At 69.4% G+C, this 21,053-nt stretch carries 20 protein-coding genes; 8 read left to right on the forward strand and 12 right to left on the reverse strand.

Features of this window, described 5'->3' with window-relative positions; translation table 11 throughout:
* The first annotated feature begins 82 nt into the window (after window positions 1–82).
* Window positions 83–493 (forward strand): MarR family winged helix-turn-helix transcriptional regulator, encoded by a 411-nt coding sequence (locus RV986_RS46450; RefSeq protein ID WP_475923124.1) that lies wholly within the window; start codon window positions 83–85, stop codon window positions 491–493.
* Between the two features lie 71 nt (window positions 494–564).
* Here RV986_RS46450 and RV986_RS46455 read toward each other — a convergent pair whose 3' ends face one another.
* Window positions 565–1,341: a maleylpyruvate isomerase family mycothiol-dependent enzyme gene (locus RV986_RS46455; RefSeq protein WP_475923125.1), complete on the reverse strand. Its 777-nt coding sequence runs from the start codon at window positions 1,339–1,341 to the stop codon at window positions 565–567.
* A 280-nt stretch (window positions 1,342–1,621) separates the two neighbouring features.
* Window positions 1,622–1,990 carry a hypothetical protein gene (locus RV986_RS46460; protein ID WP_475923126.1) on the reverse strand — a complete coding sequence of 123 codons (369 nt, stop codon included), beginning with the start codon at window positions 1,988–1,990 and terminating at the stop codon, window positions 1,622–1,624.
* 30 nt (window positions 1,991–2,020) lie between these two features.
* Between RV986_RS46460 and RV986_RS46465 the strand changes: the two genes are divergently transcribed.
* Window positions 2,021–2,443, forward strand: coding sequence for an HAD family hydrolase (locus RV986_RS46465; RefSeq protein WP_475923127.1), 423 nt, complete (start codon window positions 2,021–2,023; stop codon window positions 2,441–2,443).
* Window positions 2,444–2,881: 438 nt separating this feature from the next.
* On the opposite strand, the gene RV986_RS46470 is transcribed toward RV986_RS46465, so the two are convergent.
* The 6 genes from RV986_RS46470 to RV986_RS46495 all read right to left on the reverse strand — a co-directional run bounded on the left by RV986_RS46470 (window position 2,882) and on the right by RV986_RS46495 (window position 10,391).
* Window positions 2,882–4,063, reverse strand: a complete 1,182-nt coding sequence (locus RV986_RS46470) for an MFS transporter (protein WP_475924674.1) — start codon at window positions 4,061–4,063, stop codon at window positions 2,882–2,884.
* Between the two features lie 213 nt (window positions 4,064–4,276).
* On the reverse strand, window positions 4,277–5,140 hold the full coding sequence (locus RV986_RS46475) for a geranyl diphosphate 2-C-methyltransferase (protein WP_475924675.1): 864 nt from the start codon (window positions 5,138–5,140) through the stop codon (window positions 4,277–4,279).
* Window positions 5,141–5,222: 82 nt separating this feature from the next.
* On the reverse strand, window positions 5,223–6,281 hold the full coding sequence (locus RV986_RS46480) for a family 2 encapsulin nanocompartment cargo protein terpene cyclase (protein ID WP_475923128.1): 1,059 nt from the start codon (window positions 6,279–6,281) through the stop codon (window positions 5,223–5,225).
* Entirely contained in the window at window positions 6,278–7,720 is a 1,443-nt protein-coding gene (locus RV986_RS46485; protein ID WP_475923129.1) for a family 2B encapsulin nanocompartment shell protein, read from the reverse strand. The genes RV986_RS46480 and RV986_RS46485 overlap by 4 nt, the downstream gene beginning before the upstream one ends.
* Window positions 7,721–8,259: 539 nt before the next feature.
* Entirely contained in the window at window positions 8,260–9,621 is a 1,362-nt protein-coding gene (locus RV986_RS46490; protein WP_475923130.1) for a 6-phospho-beta-glucosidase, read from the reverse strand.
* Window positions 9,618–10,391 (reverse strand): DeoR/GlpR family DNA-binding transcription regulator, encoded by a 774-nt coding sequence (locus RV986_RS46495; RefSeq protein WP_475923131.1) that lies wholly within the window; start codon window positions 10,389–10,391, stop codon window positions 9,618–9,620. The genes RV986_RS46490 and RV986_RS46495 overlap by 4 nt, the downstream gene beginning before the upstream one ends.
* Window positions 10,392–10,777: 386 nt before the next feature.
* Between RV986_RS46495 and RV986_RS46500 the strand changes: the two genes are divergently transcribed.
* The 3 genes from RV986_RS46500 (at window position 10,778) to RV986_RS46510 (ending at window position 13,939) form a co-directional block, all read left to right on the forward strand.
* Window positions 10,778–12,052: an extracellular solute-binding protein gene (locus RV986_RS46500; RefSeq protein ID WP_475923132.1), complete on the forward strand. Its 1,275-nt coding sequence runs from the start codon at window positions 10,778–10,780 to the stop codon at window positions 12,050–12,052.
* A 130-nt stretch (window positions 12,053–12,182) separates the two neighbouring features.
* A complete protein-coding gene (locus RV986_RS46505) occupies window positions 12,183–13,109 on the forward strand; it encodes a carbohydrate ABC transporter permease (RefSeq protein WP_475923133.1) in 927 nt (308 codons plus the stop codon).
* Window positions 13,110–13,159: 50 nt separating this feature from the next.
* Window positions 13,160–13,939 (forward strand): carbohydrate ABC transporter permease, encoded by a 780-nt coding sequence (locus RV986_RS46510; protein ID WP_475924676.1) that lies wholly within the window; start codon window positions 13,160–13,162, stop codon window positions 13,937–13,939.
* Window positions 13,940–14,065: 126 nt separating this feature from the next.
* Here RV986_RS46510 and RV986_RS46515 read toward each other — a convergent pair whose 3' ends face one another.
* Together RV986_RS46515 and RV986_RS46520 are read right to left on the reverse strand one after the other, a co-directional pair.
* On the reverse strand, window positions 14,066–15,034 hold the full coding sequence (locus tag RV986_RS46515; RefSeq protein WP_475923134.1) for a serine/threonine-protein kinase: 969 nt from the start codon (window positions 15,032–15,034) through the stop codon (window positions 14,066–14,068).
* Window positions 15,035–15,263: 229 nt separating this feature from the next.
* Complete coding sequence (locus tag RV986_RS46520; RefSeq protein WP_475923135.1) at window positions 15,264–15,710, reverse strand: anthrone oxygenase family protein; 447 nt, start codon at window positions 15,708–15,710, stop codon at window positions 15,264–15,266.
* A gap of 91 nt (window positions 15,711–15,801) precedes the next feature.
* Here RV986_RS46520 and RV986_RS46525 point away from each other — a divergent pair, with 91 nt between their 5' ends.
* Together RV986_RS46525 and RV986_RS46530 are read left to right on the forward strand one after the other, a co-directional pair.
* On the forward strand, window positions 15,802–16,380 hold the full coding sequence (locus tag RV986_RS46525) for a TetR/AcrR family transcriptional regulator (RefSeq protein ID WP_475923136.1): 579 nt from the start codon (window positions 15,802–15,804) through the stop codon (window positions 16,378–16,380).
* A gap of 525 nt (window positions 16,381–16,905) precedes the next feature.
* Window positions 16,906–17,373: a hypothetical protein gene (locus RV986_RS46530; RefSeq protein WP_475923137.1), complete on the forward strand. Its 468-nt coding sequence runs from the start codon at window positions 16,906–16,908 to the stop codon at window positions 17,371–17,373.
* Window positions 17,374–17,508: 135 nt separating this feature from the next.
* Here RV986_RS46530 and RV986_RS46535 read toward each other — a convergent pair whose 3' ends face one another.
* Complete coding sequence (locus RV986_RS46535) at window positions 17,509–19,038, reverse strand: tetratricopeptide repeat protein (RefSeq protein ID WP_475923138.1); 1,530 nt, start codon at window positions 19,036–19,038, stop codon at window positions 17,509–17,511.
* A 272-nt stretch (window positions 19,039–19,310) separates the two neighbouring features.
* On the opposite strand from RV986_RS46535, the gene RV986_RS46540 reads away from it, so the two are divergent.
* A complete protein-coding gene (locus RV986_RS46540) occupies window positions 19,311–20,462 on the forward strand; it encodes an acyl-CoA dehydrogenase family protein (protein WP_475923139.1) in 1,152 nt (383 codons plus the stop codon).
* Here RV986_RS46540 and RV986_RS46545 read toward each other — a convergent pair.
* Window positions 20,456–21,001: a PaaI family thioesterase gene (locus RV986_RS46545; RefSeq protein ID WP_475923140.1), complete on the reverse strand. Its 546-nt coding sequence runs from the start codon at window positions 20,999–21,001 to the stop codon at window positions 20,456–20,458. The two genes, RV986_RS46540 and RV986_RS46545, sit on opposite strands and share 7 nt — an antisense overlap.
* Between the last annotated feature and the right edge of the window lie 52 nt (window positions 21,002–21,053).

Consider the following 21,053-nt stretch of genomic DNA (forward strand, 5'->3'; position numbering starts at 1 on the left):
GAAGACAGTACATGCACATGCATTGGATGCAAGTGCATTTAATTACGATGCAACAAATCTGGTTCTTTGCTACGGTGCGCGCATGGCGGCGAAGAAGGCCGAGCAGGTGCTCGTGGACCAGTGGCGCGACATCCTCGCGGTGCATGCGCGCACTCTGTGCGAGATCGACCGCGCGTTGCACCAACACGGCCTGGGCGCAAGCGACTTCGAGGTGCTCGACGTGCTGGCAGGGGGCCCCGCGTCCGACGGCGGCCCCTCCTATCGTGTCCAGGAGATCTCCGACCGCGTCCATCTGAGCCAGAGCGCCCTGTCCCGGCTGATCGCCCGCCTGGAGAAGGACGGTCTGGTGACGCGTGGCATGTGCGCGGAGGACCGGCGGGGCGTACGCGTCTCCCTCACCCCGAGGGGACGCGCACTGCACGGCGAGGTGCTGCCGGTGCAGCGTGCGGTATTGACACGGATGCTGGCGGGTGACCCGGCCGACTGCGGCTGAGGGGCGCGGTCCGAGGCCTGCCGTGCCCCGGCGGGCAGCCGCCGGACGCCGGCGGAACCCGGCCCGGTGGCTCAGCTCCAGGTCACCCCGGACTTCTCCCGCCACAGCGCGGCCAGCGAGGCGTCTCCGGTCAGGTCCGGGAACGGCAGCCGGTTCCACAGGGCCAGATAGAGCCGCGCGGCGGGCCCCGCCACCTCGCAGTCGGCGTCCTCGTCCGTCTCCCCGCCCCGCTCGGTCACGGGCGGTCGCGTCGACAGTCGTACGGTCCACACGGCGTCCGTGTCGTCCGCGGCCACTCCCGGGCCCACTCCGGTGTCCGTCGCCCGCACCCGCAGTACGCGCGGCACCTCCGAACGCACACTGCTCCTGGCCCGCCCGTGGAAGCCGCGCAGCAACTCGTCGATGCCGTCCACCGCGAAGCCCCGCGCGACCGCGCCGGGCGTCCTGCCGAGCGCCGACTGTGCGTCGACCCGGTGCACCGTCGTCTCGTGCGCCTGTCGACGTGCCCAGAAGGCGAGCGGCGAGGGCGCGGGCAGGAAGCTCCAGCACGCCACATCGGGCGGCGCGGTGGCGAGCGTGTCGACGAGCCTGCGGTGGCCGTCCCGGAACCAGGCCAGGAGGTCGGCGCCGTCGAGTCCGGGCAGGCCGCCGTCGGGGTGGTACGCGGTGTACCCCTCGGCGACGAACGCCGTGGCCCACCGGTGCACCATGCCCGTGTGCCGCACCAGATCCCGCACCTGCCAGCCCGGGCAGGTCGCCACCTTCGCGTCGGTCCCCGCCTCCTCCGCCGCCGCGGCCAGCGAACGGCCCTCCTCGTCCAGGGTTTCCACGAACTCCGGAATCTCCATGGGGCGAGTGTGCCGGATGAACCGTGTTCCAGGGCCGGGAGACGCGTACCGGGTCACACGGCGAGGGGCTCCACCGGCCCGCGGGCCGGTGGAGCCCCTCGGGGACATAGCTTGGCGCGGCGGTGGGCAGCCATCACTGGGCACCCGGCGGCGGGAGCCCGCCGGAGCCAGTGACGGAACTCGTAACGGAGCACGACCGGTCGATCCGCTCGATTGCGAGGGAAGTTCGCCGTCCCTCCTGATGGTGAAGGAGTCGGTGCGTGGCCGTGGGCCGGAGTGATCAGGTGTGGCAGGCGGCCAAGGTCGCGGCCGCCGCCGCGACGGCGGCGGACCGCGCGCGCCGCCTGGAACCCGAGGTGGTCGACGCGTTGACCACCGCCGGGTTCCCGCGCCACTTCGTGCCGCGCGCGTGGGGAGGTGACGAGGGCGCCGTCGCGCCGCTCTTCGAGGCGACGGTCACCGTGGCCGAAGGGTGTGCCTCCGCCGCGTGGTGCGCGATGCTCTGGGCCGCCCACGGCCGATTCGCGGCGTTCTTTCCCGAGCGGGGGCAGCGGGACCTGTGGGGCGAGTCGCCCGACGTCAGAATCGCGGCCGCCGTGACGCCGCCGTCGGGCGGTGCCGTACCGTGCCGGAACGGCTGGACCGTCACGGGGAAGTGGAATCTGGCCAGCGGGGTGGAGTGGGCGCACTGGGTCCTCTTCAGCGCTCCAGAGGTCTCCGGCAGACCCGAGGTCTCTGGCAGACCCGAGGTCTCTGGCAGACCCGAGGTCTCCGGGTGTCGGGGTCGTTCCCCGCGGTTCTTCGCCCGGTCGCCGTGGACGTCGGGGCGGACCATGTCGTCTGCACCCGGCCGGCGGAGCGGGGCGGACGCTTCACCGGAGAGGTCGTCGGGGCGCCGGTCGTCGGTGCGGGCAAGGGCGCCGCGGTCGCCGCGGTGCTCGGGCAGTACCCCGGCATCGACCCCGCGGACTGCTACGGCTACGGCGATCACGTCTCCGACATCCCCCTGCTGGCCGCGGTGGGCCACCCCGTGGTGGTGGGCGGCAGTCCCGAACTGCTCCGCCGGTTCCCGGACGCGGCGAGGCTCGGCGCGCACCGCTGACCGTGCCGACGGGCCCCGTTCGGCATCTTGCAGGAGGAAGCATCGCGCTGGTGGCGTCGGCGCTGTGGGCCTCGGCCCCGGACCGGCGGCAGTCATCCCGCCCGGTGGGCAAGGAGAAGGCCCCGACTGGACGGGGGAGACCAGCCGGGGCCGTACAAGGTGGCCGGCGGAGGGCGGTCGCCTCTCGGCGGAGGGCTCCATGGGGCTTCAGCCGGACGATCGTCCCCATGGGCTGTAGGTGAGGCCCGGGGACACTGTCCCCTCCGCAGCCACGTACGACACAACGGCCGACCACCCCCGGGTGTTCCCGCCTCGCCCCGCCGACCCCTGTGAGGTGGCGCACGCCCGCCCGGTCCGCATGGACGTCCCCGGTGGACATGCGAGGGAGAGGTGCGAGGGAGACGTGCGAGGCGGACGTCCGCAAAGGGCGGCGCCCCGTCAGGTCACGGCCGCCCGGCGCGTGACGTACCCGATGAGCGCGGCCAGCGCGGCCAGCGCCGCCACGCTGGTGAGGGCGGTGGGCAGCGAGAACCAGTCGGCCATGAACCCGATCGCGGGCGGTCCCAGCAGCATCCCGCCGTAGCCGAGCGTGGAGGCGATGGCGACGCCGCTGGGGCCCGCGAGGGAGCCGGAGCGTTCGACGGCGACCGGGAAGATGTTGGCGAGCCCGAGCCCTGTGATCGCGAAGCCGAGCAATGCCGCCCACACGGAGGGGGCGAGCGCGCCGAGCAGCATGCCGATGGCGGCCGTGGCGCCTCCGCCCACCAGCGTCCGGGTCCGCCCGAGCCGTTCCAGCAGCCTCGTCCCACCCGCCCGTCCGATCGTCATGGCGAGCGCGAAGCAGGAGTAACCGGCGGCGGCGAGGCCCGGACGGGCCCGCAGGTCCTGCTGCAGGTGCAGCGCTCCCCAGTCGGCCAGGGCGCCCTCACCGTACGCCGTGCACAGGGCGATCAGACCGAACACGATCACCAGCGCACGGGTGCGGGAGTCGAGGCGGTGTGGGGCGTCTTCCTTGTGTTCCTTGCGCAGTTGGCCGCGCTCCGGTGGCGTCGGAGGGTCGTGGCGCAGCAGGGTGCGTCCGGCGAGGGCCGTCACGAGCAGACCGATCACGGTGAGGGCGAGCAGATGGCGGGTGGGGGACAGCGAGCCCGCGACCAGCGCGCCCAGCCCCGCGCCGATCACGCCGCCCAGGCTGAACGCCGCGTGAAAGCTCGGCATGATCGGTCGCCGCAGCGCGGCCACCAGGTCGATGGCGGCGCTGTTCATGGCGACGTTGATCCCGCCGTACGCCACGCCGACCACGGACAACGCGGCGCCGAGGGCGAGGGCGGAGTGGGTGAGTGGCGGCAGGACGACGCTGAGTGAGAGGAGGACGGCGCAGAGGACGGTGACCGGGTGGCTGCCGTAGCGGTGGCAGAGACGTCCGGTGAACATCATCGTGACGACGGCGCCGGCGGAGACTCCCAGCAGTGCCAGGCCGAGGGTGCTCGCGGAGGCGTTGGTCTGTTGCTTGATGGCGGGGATGCGGACGATCCAGCCGGCGAAGACGAAGCCGTCGAGGGCGAAGAAGGTGGTGATGGCGATACGAAGACGGGTGAGGTCGCTGCCGGCACCCGGCACGGCGTTGCGCGTTCGGGTTTTGTTTATTCGAGGCACAAAGTCAGGCTAGGTGCGTGCTCGCGGTGAGGCAAGGGAGTGGATGGCCTGGTCCGCGGAGGTGCCGCCGCTGCCGCCCTCGTCCGGGTGGGCGCCGTGGGCGGATGGCCACGCGGGGCCCCGACCCGCATCGCTGATCGGGGACCCTGGCCCGGTGCCCCTCCGGGGGCGGAGATGTCAGACGCGGTCGGCCGCGATGAGCACGTACTGGAAGCTGCCGTTCTCGTACGCGCTCAGGAACGTGTCCTCGATGCCGGTGACCAGGTGGTCGGCCCGCTTGCGCAGTTCCCAGTAGGGGATGGTGTCGGCGGTCAGGTCCTTGACGTGGACGGGTACGAGGCGGTTGCGGGCCATGGCGCGGAAGTACGCCGACCGTGGGTGGATGTCGCAGATGTAGTGGGCGTTGATGAGCGACACCTCCCGGGAGGCCCGCCCGTAGGCGTCGTTGTAGCAGCCGGTGATCGTCACATAGCGTCCGCCGCGGCGCAGCAGCCGTGCGTGCTCGGCGAACAACAGGTCCAGCTCCACGTACATGGTCGACTCGTTGTTCCAGGAAGCCGCGTACGCGCCGGAGGGAAAGCCGGTGTCGAGCATGTTCCGGTGGTGGTAGCGGACCTTGTCGTCGATGCCCCGTTTGCGGGCCTGCTCCTGGGCGAAGTCGGCCTGTTTCCTGGAGATCGTGACGCCGTCGGCGTGACAGCCGTACCGCAGATGGGCCACCACACTGCCGCCGCCGCGCCCGCAGCCGGCGTCGAAGACGCGGTCGGCGGGGGAGAGGGGACCGAGATGGGAAGCGAGGAGGTCGGCCTGTGCCTGTTCCAGGCGGTGCAGTTCGGCGGTGATCCGGCCGCGGCGCTCGGCGGTGTCGCCCCCGTCCCGGTCCTCGTCGAGTACGGACCAGTCGACGTCCCCGACGCCGTAGTGGTGGTGGTAGAGGTCGTCTATCTTTCCGAGTTCGAGGTTGACCGGGTTCTCCTCGGCGTTCCAGTAGTCCGCGACGCGGCTCTGGTACGTCGACTGATGGCTGGCCTGGGTCGGCATCGGCGCTGCCGCGGTACCGGCTTCGGTGATGGCCAAAGGTGACTCCTTGTGGCGCGATGGGCGAGGGACCACGGGTGGGGCGTTACCAGTAGTTCGGCAGGTGGTAGCGGTGGGTGTTGGTCGCGTGCCATTCGTGGTTGCCGGACACCCAGGCGGCCAGGCCCCTGGTGTAGCGCTCGACGAGAGGCGAGGTGACGGAGAGAACCGCCGACTCCTCCTCGAACGCCTCCATGATCCTGTTGTGGATCTCGACGGCCTTCAGATAGGCGGCCTTCAGCCCGCACCGCTCATTGGCGGCGATGACCTGAGGCAGATTCAGATGGCGGGGATCGTTGGCCAGTTCCTTGGTGAAGGAGTACAGGTCGTTGACGATCGTGGTGGCGTTGCCGGCGAGCGCGGTGATCCGCTGGATCTCGGGACGGACGTAGAGGGCTTCGGGCAGCTCGTAGCCGTCCACGGCGTCGACGACCGACAGGCAGGGGCGGAAGTTGTTGAACTGCCGCATCACCAGGTACTCCCAGACCGGCGGCACGTACCGGATCTCGGCCCAGGCGGCCTCACCGAGATAGCCCAGGTGCAGCCGGGCGAGATCGTGCACCAACCGGTCGGTCTGGCTGGGAGTGGCGAAGACGGCGTAGTCCTTGAAGGCCCCGTGGTACGAGCGCAGTGGCCCGTCGGCCTGGATGCCGCGCCGCCACTGCTCTTCGAGTTCGGGAGTGCTGTGGAAGGGGTCGAGCGCGGACTGTGCCGTGATCAGCCTGCCGCCGAGTCCGCGCGCTGAGCCGCCCCTGTCCTCGTCCTCCTCGCAGTAGCAGTTGTCGACGAGGTTCTCGGCCAGCAGCAGCTTGCCGGCCACCGTGAGGCGTTCGAGGTCGGCCGCGCCCGGATGCTGGAGTACGACGGCCCGGCCGAACTGGAACCCCGCGAAGTCACCCGTCCACTCCTTGGGAAACGCGTCCAGACGACGGACCCAGGCCTCCAGCCTGCGGTCGACCTCCGCGACCTTCCCCGGGTCCGCGGGGACGGCGGGCCGGTACCGCAGTCCGGGGACCGCCCCGCTCCGACGGGCTCGCCCGATGGGGGCGGGGCCCCGCGGAGCGGGCAGTCGCAGCGGCGGACCGGATGCCGATGGTGCGCTCATTCCGCGGTCCGCCCGATCTGGACGTTCTCCAGGATCCCCGCGGCGTCGGGCACGAGGATGGCCATCGCGTAGTAGGCGGTGACCAGGTAACTCATGATCGCGGTGCTGTCGATGCCCATGAACCGTACGTTCAGACCGGGCTCGTACTCCTCCGGGATGCCGGTCTGGTGCAGGCCGACGACCCCTTGGTCCTTCTCTCCCGTACGCAGCGCGATGATGCTGGTGGTGTGATGGGGACTGATCGGGATCTTGCCGCAGGGAAAGAGCGGAACGCCGCGCCACGCGGGCACCTCGTGACCGTCGACGTTCACGGTGCCGGGCACCAGTCCGCGTCGGTTGCACTGCCGGAAGAAGGCGGCTATCGCCTTGGGATGGGCCAGGAACAGCCGGGTCTTGCGGCGCATCGACAGCAGCTCGTCGAGGTCGTCGGGCGTGGGGGGACCGGTGAAAGTGCTGACGCGCTGGCCGTAGTCGACGTTGTGCAGCAGACCGAACTCGCGGTTGTTGACCAGCTCCCACTCCTGGCGCTCGCGGATCTCCTCGATGGTCAGGCGGAGTTGCTGCTCGGTCTGGTTCATCGGATGGTTGTAGAGGTCGGCCACCCTGGTGTGGACGCGCAGGACGGTCTGGGTGAGGGACAGTTCGTATTCGCGCGGGGCGAGGTCGTAGTCGACGAAGCCGCCGGCGAGGACCGGTTCGCCCACGTGTCCGGCCTGCACGGGGACGTCGGCCTCGCCCTTGCGGTTCATGGGCTTGCTCTGCCGCTCGGCGAAGGCGTCCAGCTGGGCCGCGAGCGACGGGGTGCGCGCCACGAACTGCATGAGCGCGTCCCAGTTGAGTGCCAGCACCACGCCCGGAGTCTCGGCCCGTACCGAGCCGAACCACAGCGGGTCGGCCTGACCGATGGCCTCGTCCCCCATCCCGTCGCCGTCCGTGAGGACCCCGGTGACTTCCTGCTCGCCGTACTTGCCGGTGGTGTAGCGGGTGAACCGGCCGTGGACGACGAGATATGCCTCGGTGACGGGCTGCCCGGCGTCGAAGAGGACCTGGCCCGCACGCACTTCGCGCACCCGGAACCGTGCGGAGATCTCCTTCAGGGCCGCGGTGTCGGAGTAGCCGCGCAGGGCGGGCAGTTCGGTCAGCGTCTCCGGGATGACCTTGATGTCGTCCGCACCGTTCTGCTCGAACTGCACCCGGCCCCGGCCGACACGGAGCTGGAGTCGCCGGTTCACCCGGTAGGTGCCGCCCTTGACGTCCACCCATGGCAGCGCCTTGAGCAGCCATCGCGAGGTGATGGCCTGCATCTGTGGTTCGGACTTGGTGGTGGTGGCGAGCTGACGAGCCGCGTGGGTGCTGAGACTGGTGAACCGCTGTCCGTCGGCGGGGGGCCCGGCGGCGCCTTCTGGGGAACTTTCCGGGGAGCTTTCCGGGGCAGACACATGTCCTCCCATACGTGAGCGGGGGTGGGGGGATGCGCACGAGCATCAGCGAACAGGGCGGGGGTCGACGACGTTCACCTCGGGCGAGGGCGTACTGCCTGGCCGTGGACGACATGTGACCTCTTCCGTTGCCGCGGGGAGAGCCGCCGGCGGCAGGGAGCCCCGGACGGCCTCGGCGATGCGTCGGAGGTCGTGGGGCGTGGGTTCACGGAGGCGGGGGAGGGCGGGGACGGGTTCCGGGGAGGCGGACGCCCTGACAGCCACCTCGTGACGGCCCGGGCGGTGGGGCAGTGCGCGCTGCACGTCAAGCAGAACAGCGACGGATGACGGTCGGAACCGCGCGAAAGGGGCGTATTCGCGCCCCGGAGGTGTGCATCCATCGCGCGAGGCAGGCCGACGACGAGCATGTGCGCTCACGCCGGTCGCAGGCCTCGGACGCCGTCGATCCGCTCGACAGGCGGCTGTCCGGGTGCCCGGCTGTCGCACGACCCGCGCTCCACGGTGGGTGTGTGGAACAACTGCCGTATCAGGGGGACGGCTCAGCGGCGCAGGTAGGCGAGTTCGGGGAAGTGGCGCTGGTAGGCGTCGAGCAGGCGCTGCGCGACGGCATACGAGTCGATCAGCGGGTGGATGGTCAGCGCCTTGACCGCATGGGTGCGATCGCCGGTGTCGGCGGCCTGGATGACCGAGCGCTCGACCGCCTTCACCGAGCACACCAGACCCGCGCCGTGATCGGGCAACGCGGCCCCGGCGATGGGGCGGGCACCGTTGGCGTCCACGTGGCAGGGGACCTCGATCACGGCGTCGTCGTCGAGAGCGGGGATCCGGCCGCGGCCTCGGACGTTGAGAATGAGGGTGGCGCGCTCGTCCAGGGCGATGGCCCGCATGAGGGAGAGGGCCACCTGCTCGTATCCGCCGGACTCCAGGTCGCAGGCGTCCCGCTCGCCCATGCCGACGGCCTCGCGGTTCTCCGCCATGTAGGTGGTCTCGCGCTCCAGGCGGGTGGCGTCCCAGGCGTTCCAGGCGGCGCGGGGTGCGGGCGGGCCGCCGTCGGCCGTGCCCATGGAGTCGTAGAAGCGCTGCTGCTGGGAGTTGAGGAAGGCGCCGCGGGTCTGTTCGGCGGTCCGGGCGGAGTCGACCGCCTCGCGGTTGAAGTAGTAGTAGTGCAGGTATTCGTTGGGCAGCACGCCGAGCGTGCGGAGCAGGTCGGCGCCGAAGAGCTTGCCCTCCTCGAACGAGGTCAGCGCCGCCTCGTTCTCGAACAGGGACGGCAGCAGGTCCCGGCCGTCGGCGTACAGACCGCACAGCCAGCCGAGGTGGTTCAGGCCCACGTAGTCCAGGCGGACGCGTGCCGGGTCGGCGCCGAGCGCGCCGGCCACCCGGCGGCCGAGACCCACCGGGGAGTCGCAGATCCCGATCACGCGGTCGCCGAGGTGGGCGGTCATGGCCTCGGTGACCATCCCGGCGGGGTTGGTGAAGTTGATGACCCAGGCGTCGGGCGCCCGGGCGGCGATACGGCGGGCGATGGCGAGCGCCACCGGGATGGTGCGCAGCCCGTAGGAGATGCCGCCCGCGCCGACGGTCTCCTGGCCCAGTACGCCCTGCTCCAGGGCGATTCGCTCGTCCGCCGCGCGCCCGGCGAGCCCGCCGACACGGATGGCCGAGAACACGAAGTCGGCTCCGGTCACCGCTTCGTCCAGGTCGGTGGTGACCGTGACGACGGGCGGGTCGCGGTGCCCGGCGGCCTGGTCGGCGAGGACCTTGCGGATGGTCGCCAGCCGGGAGGCGTCCAGGTCGTACAGGGTCAGCTCGGTGACACGTCCTTCACCGTGGTCGCCCAGCAGCGCCCGGTAGACCAGCGGGACGCGGAAACCGCCGCCTCCCAGGATCGTGAGTTTCATACTTCGACCACCTCAACTCCCCCCTCACGCAGGCGGATACAGGTCTTCTCGTCGGCCGGAGCGTTGGTGACCACGATGTCGAGGTCCGCCGGCCCGCACACCCGGGCCATCCCGGTGCCGGGAAACTTGCCCGCGTCCGCCAGCAGCACCACCTGGGCGCTGGCGGCGATCATCGCCCGCTTGACGGGCACCTCGACGGCGGTGGTGTCCAGCACCTGGCCGTCGGGGCGGACTCCGCTGGTGCCGAGGAACAGCCGGTCGGCGTGGATCTGCCGCAGGTTGTCCTCGGTGAGGAAACCGACCAGCGAGCGGTAGTCGCGCCGGACCACGCCGCCCAGCAGGATCAACTGGACGGCCTTGTCGTCCTGGAGTTCCTCGTAGACGGCCAGATTGCTGGTGATCACGGTCAGGGACCGGCCGCGCAGATGGCGGGCCACCCGGTGCGCCGTGGTGCCAATGTCGAGCAGGACCGTCTCGCCGTCCTTGACGAGGTTTGCGCACCAGGCGGCCAGGGCGTCCTTGGCCTCGACCCGGACCGCGGCCACGTCCGCGAACGGGTCGTCCTCACCGATGACGGGGGCCGCACCGCCGTAGACCCGCTTGAGCAGCCCCTCGTCCTCCAGTTGTGCGAGGTCGCGCCGGATGGTGGCCTGGCTCGCCCCGACCGCCTCGGCCAGGGAGATCACGCTGGTGGGACCGTCCGCGCGCAGTGCACGCAGGATCAACTCATGTCTTCGGTCAGCGAGCATGCGGCAGACCATACTCGTCAACTCGCCAAACTCAAGCAAAGTTGCGCATGAATGTCTCGATCTCCGCTTGACCCTTGTCAAAGCCGTGCACCGGGTGCACTCTCTTGCGTAATTCGAGCCGGGCTCGGGCCCCACTCCGGTCGGCCGAAGCGGATCAATGGTGCTTTTCGCCGCCATTGACGCGTCGGCACCGTCTGAGAAGACCACGTCACACGTTCCGGGCAGCGAGGTGCGTTCGTCGGCCACCGTCGCCCTTCAGCCATCCGGATCCCCACTCTCCCCGCGCTCCCCGCCCTCCGCACCATCGCCGTCAGCTCCCCCATCCCCGTCACCCTCATCACCCCCCCCGCGCCATCGGCCACGACTCACACGTCCTTGCCGGACAAGCCGAACACCAGGAGAAGACCGTGGACCTTTCCCGCAGACGATTCCTTCAGGCCGCCGCACTGACGGCCGCCACGGCAGGTGCCACCGCCGCGTGCGGCGGCTCCGGCGCGGGTGGCAGCAAGGACAGCAAGAACCTGACCCTCTGGTACTGGTCCGGCGGACTGAGCGACAAGGTCGTCGCGGACGCCAAGAAGCACTTCTCCGACATCAGTCTCAAGACCTCCGTGGTCGGCGGCGACTTCAAGACCAAGCTGCTCACCGGCCTGAGGGCCGCGCAGTCCGCGCCGGACATCACCGGCGTCAAGGGCGAGGACATCGCCTCGTTCCTGCCCAACGCCAACCGCTTCGTCGACCTGAAGACCGTCGGTGCGGACAAGCTGGTCCCGCAGTACCTGTCCTGGAAGCTGAAGCAGGCCACCACCCAGGACGGCAAGCTCATCGGCTTCCCGATCGACATCGGCCCCTGCGCCATGTTCTACCGCGAGGATCTCTTCGCGAAGGCGGGACTGCCCACCGACCCCGCCAAGGTCTCCTCCCAACTGTCCACCTGGGACGACTACTTCAAGGCCGGCGTCGAACTGCACAAGGCCGTACCGAAGACCGTGCTGATCAACAACATCGGCTCGGTGTTCTCGATGATCATCGGCCAGGGCAGTCAGCGGTTCATCGACGAGGACAACAAGTTCATCGGCGACCAGGACCACATCCGAACCGCCTGGACCACCGCCGTGAGGCCCTACACCCTCGGCATCGACGCCAAGATCAACGACAACACCTGGAACGCCGCCGTCAGCGGCGGCACCCTGGGCACCGAGATCGGTGCCGCCTGGCACGCGCTGGACATCACGAGCGCCGCCCCGGGCACCAAGGGCAAGTGGCGGGTGGCGAGCCTGCCCGGCGGGCCGTCCAACCTCGGCGGGTCCTTCCTGGCCATCCCCGCGACCAGTGGCAACCCCGAAGAAGCCTTCAAGATCATCAGCTGGATCCTCAGCCCGGAGAACCAGGCCCGCGGCTTCACCGACGCGGCCCTGTTCCCGACCGCCCCCGCCGCCTACGAGCTGCCGGCGCTGACCGGGGGCGACGCCTTCTTCGGCGGCCAGAAGACCATCGAGATCTTCGGCCCGGCGGCCCAGAAGATCCCCAGCACCTACGAGGCTCCCGCCGACGCGGCGGTCTCCGCGCCCTACTTCAGCGAGCTGACCAGCATCGAGGCCAAGGGCAAGGACCCCGACCAGGCCTGGAAGGACGCGGTCGGCCAGGCCAAGCAGATCGCCCAGCGGCAGGGAGTGAAGTGATATGTCGTCAAGCCCGGTAGCCGGCCCGGCCGCCACCGGACCGTCCTCCGGATCCGACACCGCGGCCGCCGGCCGGCCGGGCCCCGACCGCTCTCGCGGTCCGGGCCGGCCCGGACGTCGGATCCGCCCGGTGTCGGCCGGGGCCCGGCCCGGGTCGCGGCGGCGGGTCGCCAGGTACTGGCCGCAGTACCTGGCCATCTCGCCGTACTACCTGCTCTTCACGGTCTTCATGCTCTTCCCGGTGCTCTACACCGTGTTTCTGGCATTCCAGAAGTGGGACGGCATCGGGGACATGCACTTCGTCGGGTTCCAGCAGTTCCGTTTCCTCTGGGACGACCCGGTGTTCTGGCTCTCCATCCGCAACACCCTGGTCATCTGGGTGCTGTCCACCGTGCCGATGCTCTTCATGGCACTGGTGCTCGCGGTGCTGGTGAACTCCACCAAGCGGCTCACGGCCTTCTACCGGGTCGCGCTGTTCATCCCCAGCATCACCTCGCTGGTGGCCATCGCGATCTTCTTCGGCGCGATCTTCAGCAACAACTTCGGCCTGATCAACGCCATCCTCAGGTCGGTGCATGTGTCGGCCGTGCCGTGGATGAGCAACGAGTGGACGATCAAGCTGGTGATCGCGACGCTGATGACCTGGCAGTGGACCGGCTACAACGCGATCATTTATCTGGCCGGTCTCCAGGCGATCCCCTCGGAGCTCTACGAGGCGGCCAAGATGGACGGGGCAGGCCCGGCGAGGATCTTCTTCTCCCTCACGATCCCGCTGCTGCGGCCCATCATCCTGTTCACGGTGGTGATCTCCACCGTCACCGGCCTGCAGAGTTTCACCGAACCACAGGTGCTGTTCGGCAGCGAGGCGTCCACCAATCCCAACTCCGGCGGGCCGGGCCAGGCCGGTCTGACCACGTTGCTCTACTTCTACCACCAGGCCTTCGACAACAACGACTTCGGCTACGGGGCCGCGATCGTCTGGGCCTTCTTCCTGGTGATCCTGCTCATCGTCGGCATCAACTGGAGCCTCGTGCAGCGTAAGGAGCGACGGCCGTGAACAGCCGGAACCGCAGCCGCTTCAGGGGGCTGAGCGTCCACATCATCCTGATGACCGGTGTCGTCATCTCGGTGTTCCCCTTCTACTGGATCGTCGTCATGGCGACGAACACCTCGCAGGACATCTACAGGTACCCGCCGAAGTTGTGGTTCGGCGACCACCTGCTGACCAACATCCAGCACCTGTTCGACAAGATGGACTTCTTCGGGTCGCTGTTCAACACGATGATCGTGGCGGTCTGTACGACGCTGCTGGTGCTGTTCTTCGACTCGCTGGCCGCCTTCGCCTTCGCCAAGTACGACTTCCCCGGCAAGAAGTACCTGTTCGGAGTCCTGCTGGCGATGTACATCCTGCCGACCCAGCTGGCGATCATCCCGCAGTACGAGATCATGGTGCAGCTGGGCTGGCTCGGCACGCTCAAGGCACTCGTCGTGCCCGCCGCCGCCAACGCCTTCGGCATCTTCTGGATGCGCCAGTACACCAGCAGCAGTGTCCCCGACGAACTGCTGGACGCCGCCCGGATCGAGGGCGCCGGATTCTTCCGTCTGTACTGGCACGTGGTGCTGCCGTGCGTCCGCCCGGCCCTCGCGTTCCTCGGCATCTACACCTTCATCGGCGCCTGGAACGACTACATCCTGCCGTTGGTGATGCTGGTCAACCCGGACCGCCTCACCCTCCAGGTGGCGCTGGCCCAGCTGTACGCCGGCCACTCCACCGACTACAGCATGGTGATGGCCGGGGTGCTGCTGTCGGTCATCCCCCTGGTGCTGGTGTTCACCTTCTTCGCCCGCGGTTTCATCGCCGACGCCACCAAGGGTGCCCTGCGCTGACGACAGCGGGCGACCCGGCGCCGGGCAGGTCCTCTCTTCCTCCCGCCGGGGACCTGCCCGGCCTTTCGGTGCCCCTTCAGGTCCGGGGCATCGGGAGGGCGTACACCCTGTCGAAGTGCTGGGCGATCAGCGGCCCCTCGCTGTCGCAGGAGAGCTGCCAGGCGTTGATGCCGGTGTCCTGGCCATCGGTGAGGTTCCAGAGCAGCTCGCCCTTCCGGGCGTCGGCTCTTCGGGGAAGACGACGTGGTGGGGGCTCGGGCGCTCGGTGACGAGCTGCTGAACGGTCCTGCGCAGGTCGGTGCGGACGCCGCCGGCGAGAGTGGGGCCGGCGGCGGCGCGGACGGGCTCCCGCTCGACGGTGTCCGCCCTCGACTCGGCCCCGACGTCCAGATCCAGATCCATATCCATATCGATATCGATGAGGGCGGCAGCCTGTCGGCCGACCGAGGAGGCCACGGCTTCCGGCAGCCAGTCGTCCCGGTCCAGCGTGTCGGCGCCACCGGGAGCGCACGCTGCGGACACCCGGTCCGGACTCGGCCTGGCCGACGGGGACTTGTTGAGACAGAGCTCGATGATCGTGTTCGGCGGATCCGGGATCCCCGTCAGATCCGGCGTGCCGTGCACGACCTGGTACAGCAGGGTCGCGGCCGACGATCCGTCGAAGGGCGCGTTCCCGGTGGCGGCGAAGGCCAGGACCGAGCCGAGACAGAACACGTCCCCCTCCGGGCCCATCGGGTGACTCGTGGCGTGCTCGGGACACATGTAACGCGGGGAGCCGAGCAGCACACCGGACAGGGTGAGTTCGTAGCCGTCGGTGGCGCGGACGATGCCGAAGTCGATGACCCGCGGGCCCTGGGCGGAGAGCAGCACATTGGACGGTTTGAGCTCGCGGTGCGCCAGCCCGGCGGAGTGCACGGCGATCAGTGCCTCGGGGAGTCCGGCCCCGAGGGCCGGCACCGACTTCGGTGGCAGCGGCCCGTACTCCTCGACCGCGTCGGCCAGTGTCGGACCGAGTATGTACGCGGTGGCCAGCCAGGGGACGGGGCCGTCGGGATCGGCGTCCACGACGGCCGCCGTCGTCCTGTCGCAGCGCATCTGTCAGATAGCGAGCCGTTGGCCTGCTGGGATGCCAGGTCGTTTGAGAAGGCGGAGGCCCGGGGTTCTCGAACGACCTGGCTTTCGCGGGGGTCGCGATCTCGATAGAGGCAGAACCTCCGGTGGAGGGGGTCCTGGGTTCCGAGGGCGGTGTAGATCCGTGCGAATCGCCGGCTACCGCCCGCGGAGTAGAGGAGTGCCGCCACCTGCGCGGTCTCGGCCCGCGGGCTCAGGCGAGGGCGGCGGCCAGCAGGGCGAAGGCGGCGATGATGACGGCAACGCGGACGTAGTGGAAGCGGTCCCAGCGGTTCATCTGCTCCTTCCAGTCCTCGGGCACGTTCTCGGTGGTCCACGTCTTGCCCCGGTTGTTGATCGGGACGAGCAGCAGGAGCGACATGATCACGCTCAAGATCAGCAGCGCGGCGGCGATGACGACGAGGCCGGCGCCGTGGTGATGCCATCCGGCGATGGCCCAGACCGCGCTCAGGACGAGCGAGCCGATGTACCAGAACGGCATCACGGCGCCGAGCATCCGGGCCCCGTGGGTGCGGCCGCGCAGGCCGTTGTCGCCGGGGAGTCCGTTGAGGATCGGGTTGATGACGAAGGCGACGGAGAACTCCACCCCCACCATCAGGCCGACGACCACGGTGGTGAAGACCCCGAGTGCGTTGAGCATGATGACCCCTCCTGGGATCTAGTGTTGCTAGACGATGAGGCAACGCTAGTCCTACTGCCGATCGATTGTCTAGCAGTGCTAGGATCGAATCATGTCGGTACAGGAACGCAAGGAGCGCGAACGGGCGGGCCGCGAGCGCCTCATCGTGGCGACGGCCCGCGAACTCGCCGAGCAGCAGGGCTGGGACGCGGTCACCACCCGCCGGCTCGCCGAGCGCATCGAATACAGCCAGCCCGTCCTCTACAGCCATTTCCGCGGCAAGCGCGAGATCATCGGCGCCGTCGCCCTCCAGGGCGCCGCCGAGATGGCCGCGGCGCTGCGGGCCGCGACCTCCGCCGCGGACGGCCCTCGCACCCGGGTCACCGCCCTCGCCCGCACTTACCTCGACTTCGCCGAGCGCAACCCGGCGGTCTACGACGCCATGTTCCAGCTCGACGGCGGCCTGGCGTTCGCGCACGAGGACACCCCGGAGCCGCTGAAGGACGCCTTCGCCGCCCTGCTGGAAAGCCTCGGCGAGGTCGCCGGGGACGGCGTCCACCCGGCACTGTTCACCGAGGTGTTCTGGGCGGCCCTGCACGGGCTGGCCACCCTGACCCGGGCGGGACGGCTGCCGCCGGCGGAGGCCGAGCGGAGGGTGGAGCTGCTGGTGGACCGGCTCGCCATGGTCTGAGACACCGTCCGAACGGACGGGCAGCCGGGGTCTTCCGGCCCGGCTGCCCGCCTACGGCATCGTTTCTGGTCACTCGCGCCCACGCGGCGGAACCACAGATCACAGGGAGCCCGCGCCCCTGACGGGGCGCCCACCTCGGAAGCTACGGCCGGATGATGACACCCACCTTTACGGCTGGGTCGACCTGACGAGTGAGCGCGCTGAGCAGTTGTCCTGTCGAAGCGCCTCTGTCACATAGCGAGTCGTTGGCCTGCTTTCGCGGAGGTCGCGATCTCGATAGAGGCAGAACCTCCGGTAGAGGGGGTCCTGGGTTCCGAGACGGTGTAGATCCGCGCGAATCGTCGGCTCAGCTCAGGCCGAGGAGATCCATGATTCCCTGCTGATTTCCGGCAGGGACTGCGATCCAGTGTCACCTTCGCGCTGGCCAACGATGTCGTTGACGCCGACAGCCACGACGGTCCGACAGATGGCCCCGGGTGCTTCGCCCGGGTATTCGTCAGCCCGGAGCTCGACGGCTGGACCTTCGTGGCCGGCCGATGGTGCGACCCGATCGACAAGGAACGCGCCGACGAAGTACTCCGGGTGTGCGAGAGACTCAGTACCCGCTACGGCCAAGCGCAGGCGTACTACTACGGCGCCCAGGGGGACGGATCCGCGTGGGTCGTCGCCGAGAACGGTGTCGTCATCCGTCGCTACAGCGAGACCGGCGACGGCGAGGACCACCTGCTGACCATCGGCGACCCCCTGCCGTACGAGCGGCATCGCCGCGTCGAACTGGGGCTGTCTCCCGAACGGGACGCGGCGCACGCCTCGGAAGACGAGGAAGACGCATGGAAGTGGGCCGTGTTCGATATGGCTCCGGCTCTCGCCCGGGCCATCGGCCTCAGCCCCCTGACCATCGGTTCCGACGTCCCGATGCGCGGAACAGGGGTACTGGCCCGCACCGAGTACGGAACCGCCATCGGTGTACCACCGGGCGCGTACAGGATCTGATGAACCATGACGCAGTGGCCCGGTGGCGCGCCCCCTCAGCGGAGCTCAGGGGAACGCATGGGATGGAGCGCACACTCTGCAGCCCAGATCACCGCTCGCCGAACCTGACGGCAACGCCAGTTTTCTGCGCCGTCCCTACCGGCCCTCCACCTCCTCTGTCACCGCATTGGCCAGCCCGCGGAGATCATCGGTTGGGCGCGTGAGTGTGCCCAGTACGGCGATGCCTGCCGCCAGTGCTGCACGCGCGGTCGCGGACAGCCCCGTCGCCGCTGCGGCGCGTGCGACAAGGAAGTGCTCCTCAGCAGCCCTATGACCGAGCTGGAGGCCGCGCCAGGCAACGGTGCGGCGCTCCTGCTCATGGAGGTTCAGGTCCAGTGCGAGTTGGTCGGTAGGGGGCGTTGGCGGAGGACCGTCGAGCTCCGCGACGGCACGCTGCAACGACTTCCAGGCCGCTTCGACATCGCCGGCCCGTCGTTGCAGCGTGGCGAGGCTGAGCATCGAGGCCCCACGTTGCTGCGGGTCGTCCTGGAGGGAGGCATGCAGCTTCCGCGCGCGTGCAGCCTGGATGAAGTCCCCGAGCCTCGTGAACTGTCCGGCGAGGTGCCCGAGGAGCGGTGCGTCACGCGGTCCCGCCTCATCCAGCAGTCGTAGCAGGATGCTGCGGGCCAGCTCGGTTCGGCCCTGGCGACGGGCCAGCTCGGCCCAAGCGAGCTCATCCTCTTCCGCCGGGTCTTGACCATGGTGGGAGACATCGAACGCGGTCGCCCACGCGCTCAAGTCCTGTGCCGCCTCCGGGAAGCCTCCCAGCCCGTAGTAGACGTCCGAGTTGGCCATACGGAGCGACTGGATCAGCTCGTAGTCCTCGGCGTGCCCGTGCAGACCTACCAGAACCGCAGCCAGACGTAGCTCTTCGGTGTGGCCGAGCTGGGCCTCGGCTCGGAGCACCTCCCGCAGAAGCGGGAGGTCGGTGGTCTGGCGGTCGTACTGGGCCGCTCGAAGCAAGGTTGCGCGGCGTGCCGGATCGTCCGCGACCTCAGCCCAGCGGGTGCGGTCCGAGCGAAGCATGACGAGATCTGCTCGCCCAGGAGCGAGGGCGGTTTTCCAAAGAGGCGGGCGCGGGAGCCGGTCAAGCAGGGCATAGGCGCACCCCTCGTCCGCTTTGAGCAGTATGAAGTCCGGCTCGGTGCGAAGTAGTGACCGGTGCAGCCGCCGGATCAGTTCCAGCTGCGGGAGCCGGCGAAGTCCAAGCCCGGCCAGAAGTCGGCTGCGATCGAGATCGAGCTGCGAGGCGTAGGAGCCACGGATGCTTTCCTCGGTCCGGGCAACGGCAGCCTCCAGCTCGGCAATGTCGGTGTGGAGGTCGAGGTCTGTGTAGTCCCGCCAGCCCGGTAGGCCGATCAATACTTCGAGGGCCTCGTCCACACTGTCGCCGACCAGGCCGGCCTCGCCCTCGGAGCTGGCATAGAGAACTTCACCGTTCGAGCACACGAAGTAGCTCCCACCGGTGTCGTCTCCAGCCACCACCTGCAGAGCCGTCCCGGATGCCAGCCGCACTGCCTCACCGTGCTCGGCGCGATCGAGGTCGAAGTCGAACGGGAATGCCGCGACACCAGCCAGCGCCGAGTGTTGACGCAGAAGCTCCAAGGAGCGATCACGGCGAGTCATGACAGGACCGTAACAGCCATAAACGACCTTGATGGCAGCATACTTGTCACTTCGCGGCAGCTTCGGGAGTGCAGGGCCGTATCTGCCGCTCACCGCCTGCGCCGCGTCCACCTCGCGCCGACGGATGGGGTACGCAACCAGGCAACCCATGGCCATTACTTGACGTTTCAGCTAGATCCAAGGGGCTGGTGACCGCGTGGATTCCATCAGCTCCATCAGCTAACATAGAATAATTAGATAGATAAATGGCCTAGTGGTGGCGAGGAGTGGCCGTGGACTTCGGGCTGACCGACGAACAGGACATGTTGCGCGCGACGGCACGGCAGTTCGTCGCCGACGTGTGCCCGGCGGAGAAGGCGAAGCAGTGGGACGAGGAGGGCGTCGTACCGCCCGAGCTGTTCCGCGGCATGGCGGACCTCGGCTGGTTCTCACTTCCGTTCGCCGAGGAGGAGGGCGGCGACGGCGGGGGACCGATGGAACTCGTCCTGATCGCCGAGGAACTCGGGCGCGCCAGCTTCGACGTCGCCATGTGCTACATCGGGGTCCTCATCCCCGGCATCACGGTGTTCCGCTGGGGCGACGAGGCCCAGCGCGACTTCATCCGCGAGCATGTCATGACCGGACGCCACCGCCTGGCGGTGGGCCTCAGCGAACCGGACAGCGGCTCCGACGCCGCGGCGCTGCGCACCACCGCCGAGGACCACGGCGGCCACTTCCTCGTACGCGGCCAGAAGGCGTGGTGCACGGGCGGCGGCCTCCCGGACACCACCATCGCGACCTATGTGCGTACGGGCCCCAGGGAGCCCAAGCACGGCGGTATCAGTCTGCTGCTCGTCGACCCCTCGACGGCCGGGGTCGAGGTGCGGCGCACGCCCACCCTGGCCCGGCACATCCTGGGCACCAACGAGGTCTTCTTCAACGACGCCCTGGTGCCCAAGGAGAACCTGGTCGGGCCGCGCGACGAGGGCTGGAAGGTCATGCTCTCCAACATCGAACTGGAGAAGGTGATCATCACCGGCGGCTATCTGGGCGCCGCCCAGGCCACCCTGGACGAGATGCTGGAGTACGCGCGCACCCGGCACGCCTTCGGCCGTCCGATCGGCAACTTCCAGGCCCTCGCCCACGCCATGGCCGACCTGCAGACCGAGATCGACTCCGCCCGGCTGCTCGCCTATCGCGCCGCCTGGCTGCTCGCCCAGGGCAGGCCGTGCACACGGGAGGGCTCGATGGCGAAGCTGAAGGGGTCGGAGACCTATGTGGCGGCGGCCCGACTCGGTATGCAGGTCTGCGCGGGACACGGCTTCTCGACGGAGAGTGTGATGAGCTTCCGCTACCGGGAGTCCATCGTCGCCACCATCTCCGGTGGCACCAGCCAGATCCAGCGCAACGGGATCGCCCGCAGCATGGGGCTGCGGTCCTACTGATCTTCGGTGTCGTCGACCTGTCCGGCCAGCCACTTCGCGTGCCGCGCGTAGTGGCTCCGGTCGCGTGTCACCCAGATTCCGGAGGCGCGCGCCAGTACGGCCCCGCCCGGTGACAGCGTCATCTCGCCCGCGATGTACCAGCGCGATCCCTCCCGCCGTTCGGCCCACACGCGCAGCTCCAGCGGCCGTTCCACCGGCACCGGCTTCACGAAGCTCACCGTCAGTTCGGCCGTCACGCTCATCACCCCGTGCAGCAGCGGGAGATGGCCGAGGCAGTCGTCCAGGACGGCCGCCGTCCAGCCGCCGTGCGCGACATCGGGCCCGCCCTCGTGCGAGCGCGGGCAGCTCAGCTCGAACCATGCCACGCCGTGCGCGTCGAGCCGTTCGCGTTCCACCCCCAGCCGGCATGCGCCGAGGGCGCGGCACCCACCGCAGAGGGTCACGCCCCCGGCGGTACGGGGCGGCTCCGGCAGACCCGACGCCGCCCAGTGCCCGTTCGGTGCCGTCACTCCGGTCTCGCCGGTTCCCGTCGTCGACATGATGTGCCCCTTGTCGTCTGTCGTCTGTCGTCTCGTCTGTCAGCTGTCAGCT

The organism is Streptomyces sp. RLA012 (assembly GCF_056270325.1).

Excerpts from the sequence above, each read along its gene's own strand:
- RV986_RS46450 (WP_475923124.1), top strand. The coding sequence starts at position 83 with ATGGCGGCGAAGAAGGCCGAGCAGGTGCTCGTGGACCAGTGGCGCGAC.
- RV986_RS46455 (WP_475923125.1), bottom strand. The coding sequence starts at position 1,341 with ATGGAGATTCCGGAGTTCGTGGAAACCCTGGACGAGGAGGGCCGTTCG.
- RV986_RS46475 (WP_475924675.1), bottom strand. The coding sequence starts at position 5,140 with ATGCCGACCCAGGCCAGCCATCAGTCGACGTACCAGAGCCGCGTCGCG.
- RV986_RS46480 (WP_475923128.1), bottom strand. The coding sequence starts at position 6,281 with ATGAGCGCACCATCGGCATCCGGTCCGCCGCTGCGACTGCCCGCTCCG.
- RV986_RS46490 (WP_475923130.1), bottom strand. The coding sequence starts at position 9,621 with ATGAAACTCACGATCCTGGGAGGCGGCGGTTTCCGCGTCCCGCTGGTC.
- RV986_RS46510 (WP_475924676.1), top strand. The coding sequence starts at position 13,160 with ATGACCGGTGTCGTCATCTCGGTGTTCCCCTTCTACTGGATCGTCGTC.
- RV986_RS46515 (WP_475923134.1), bottom strand. The coding sequence starts at position 15,034 with ATGCGCTGCGACAGGACGACGGCGGCCGTCGTGGACGCCGATCCCGAC.
- RV986_RS46520 (WP_475923135.1), bottom strand. The coding sequence starts at position 15,710 with ATGCTCAACGCACTCGGGGTCTTCACCACCGTGGTCGTCGGCCTGATG.
- RV986_RS46525 (WP_475923136.1), top strand. The coding sequence starts at position 15,802 with ATGTCGGTACAGGAACGCAAGGAGCGCGAACGGGCGGGCCGCGAGCGC.
- RV986_RS46535 (WP_475923138.1), bottom strand. The coding sequence starts at position 19,038 with ATGACTCGCCGTGATCGCTCCTTGGAGCTTCTGCGTCAACACTCGGCG.
- RV986_RS46545 (WP_475923140.1), bottom strand. The coding sequence starts at position 21,001 with ATGTCGACGACGGGAACCGGCGAGACCGGAGTGACGGCACCGAACGGG.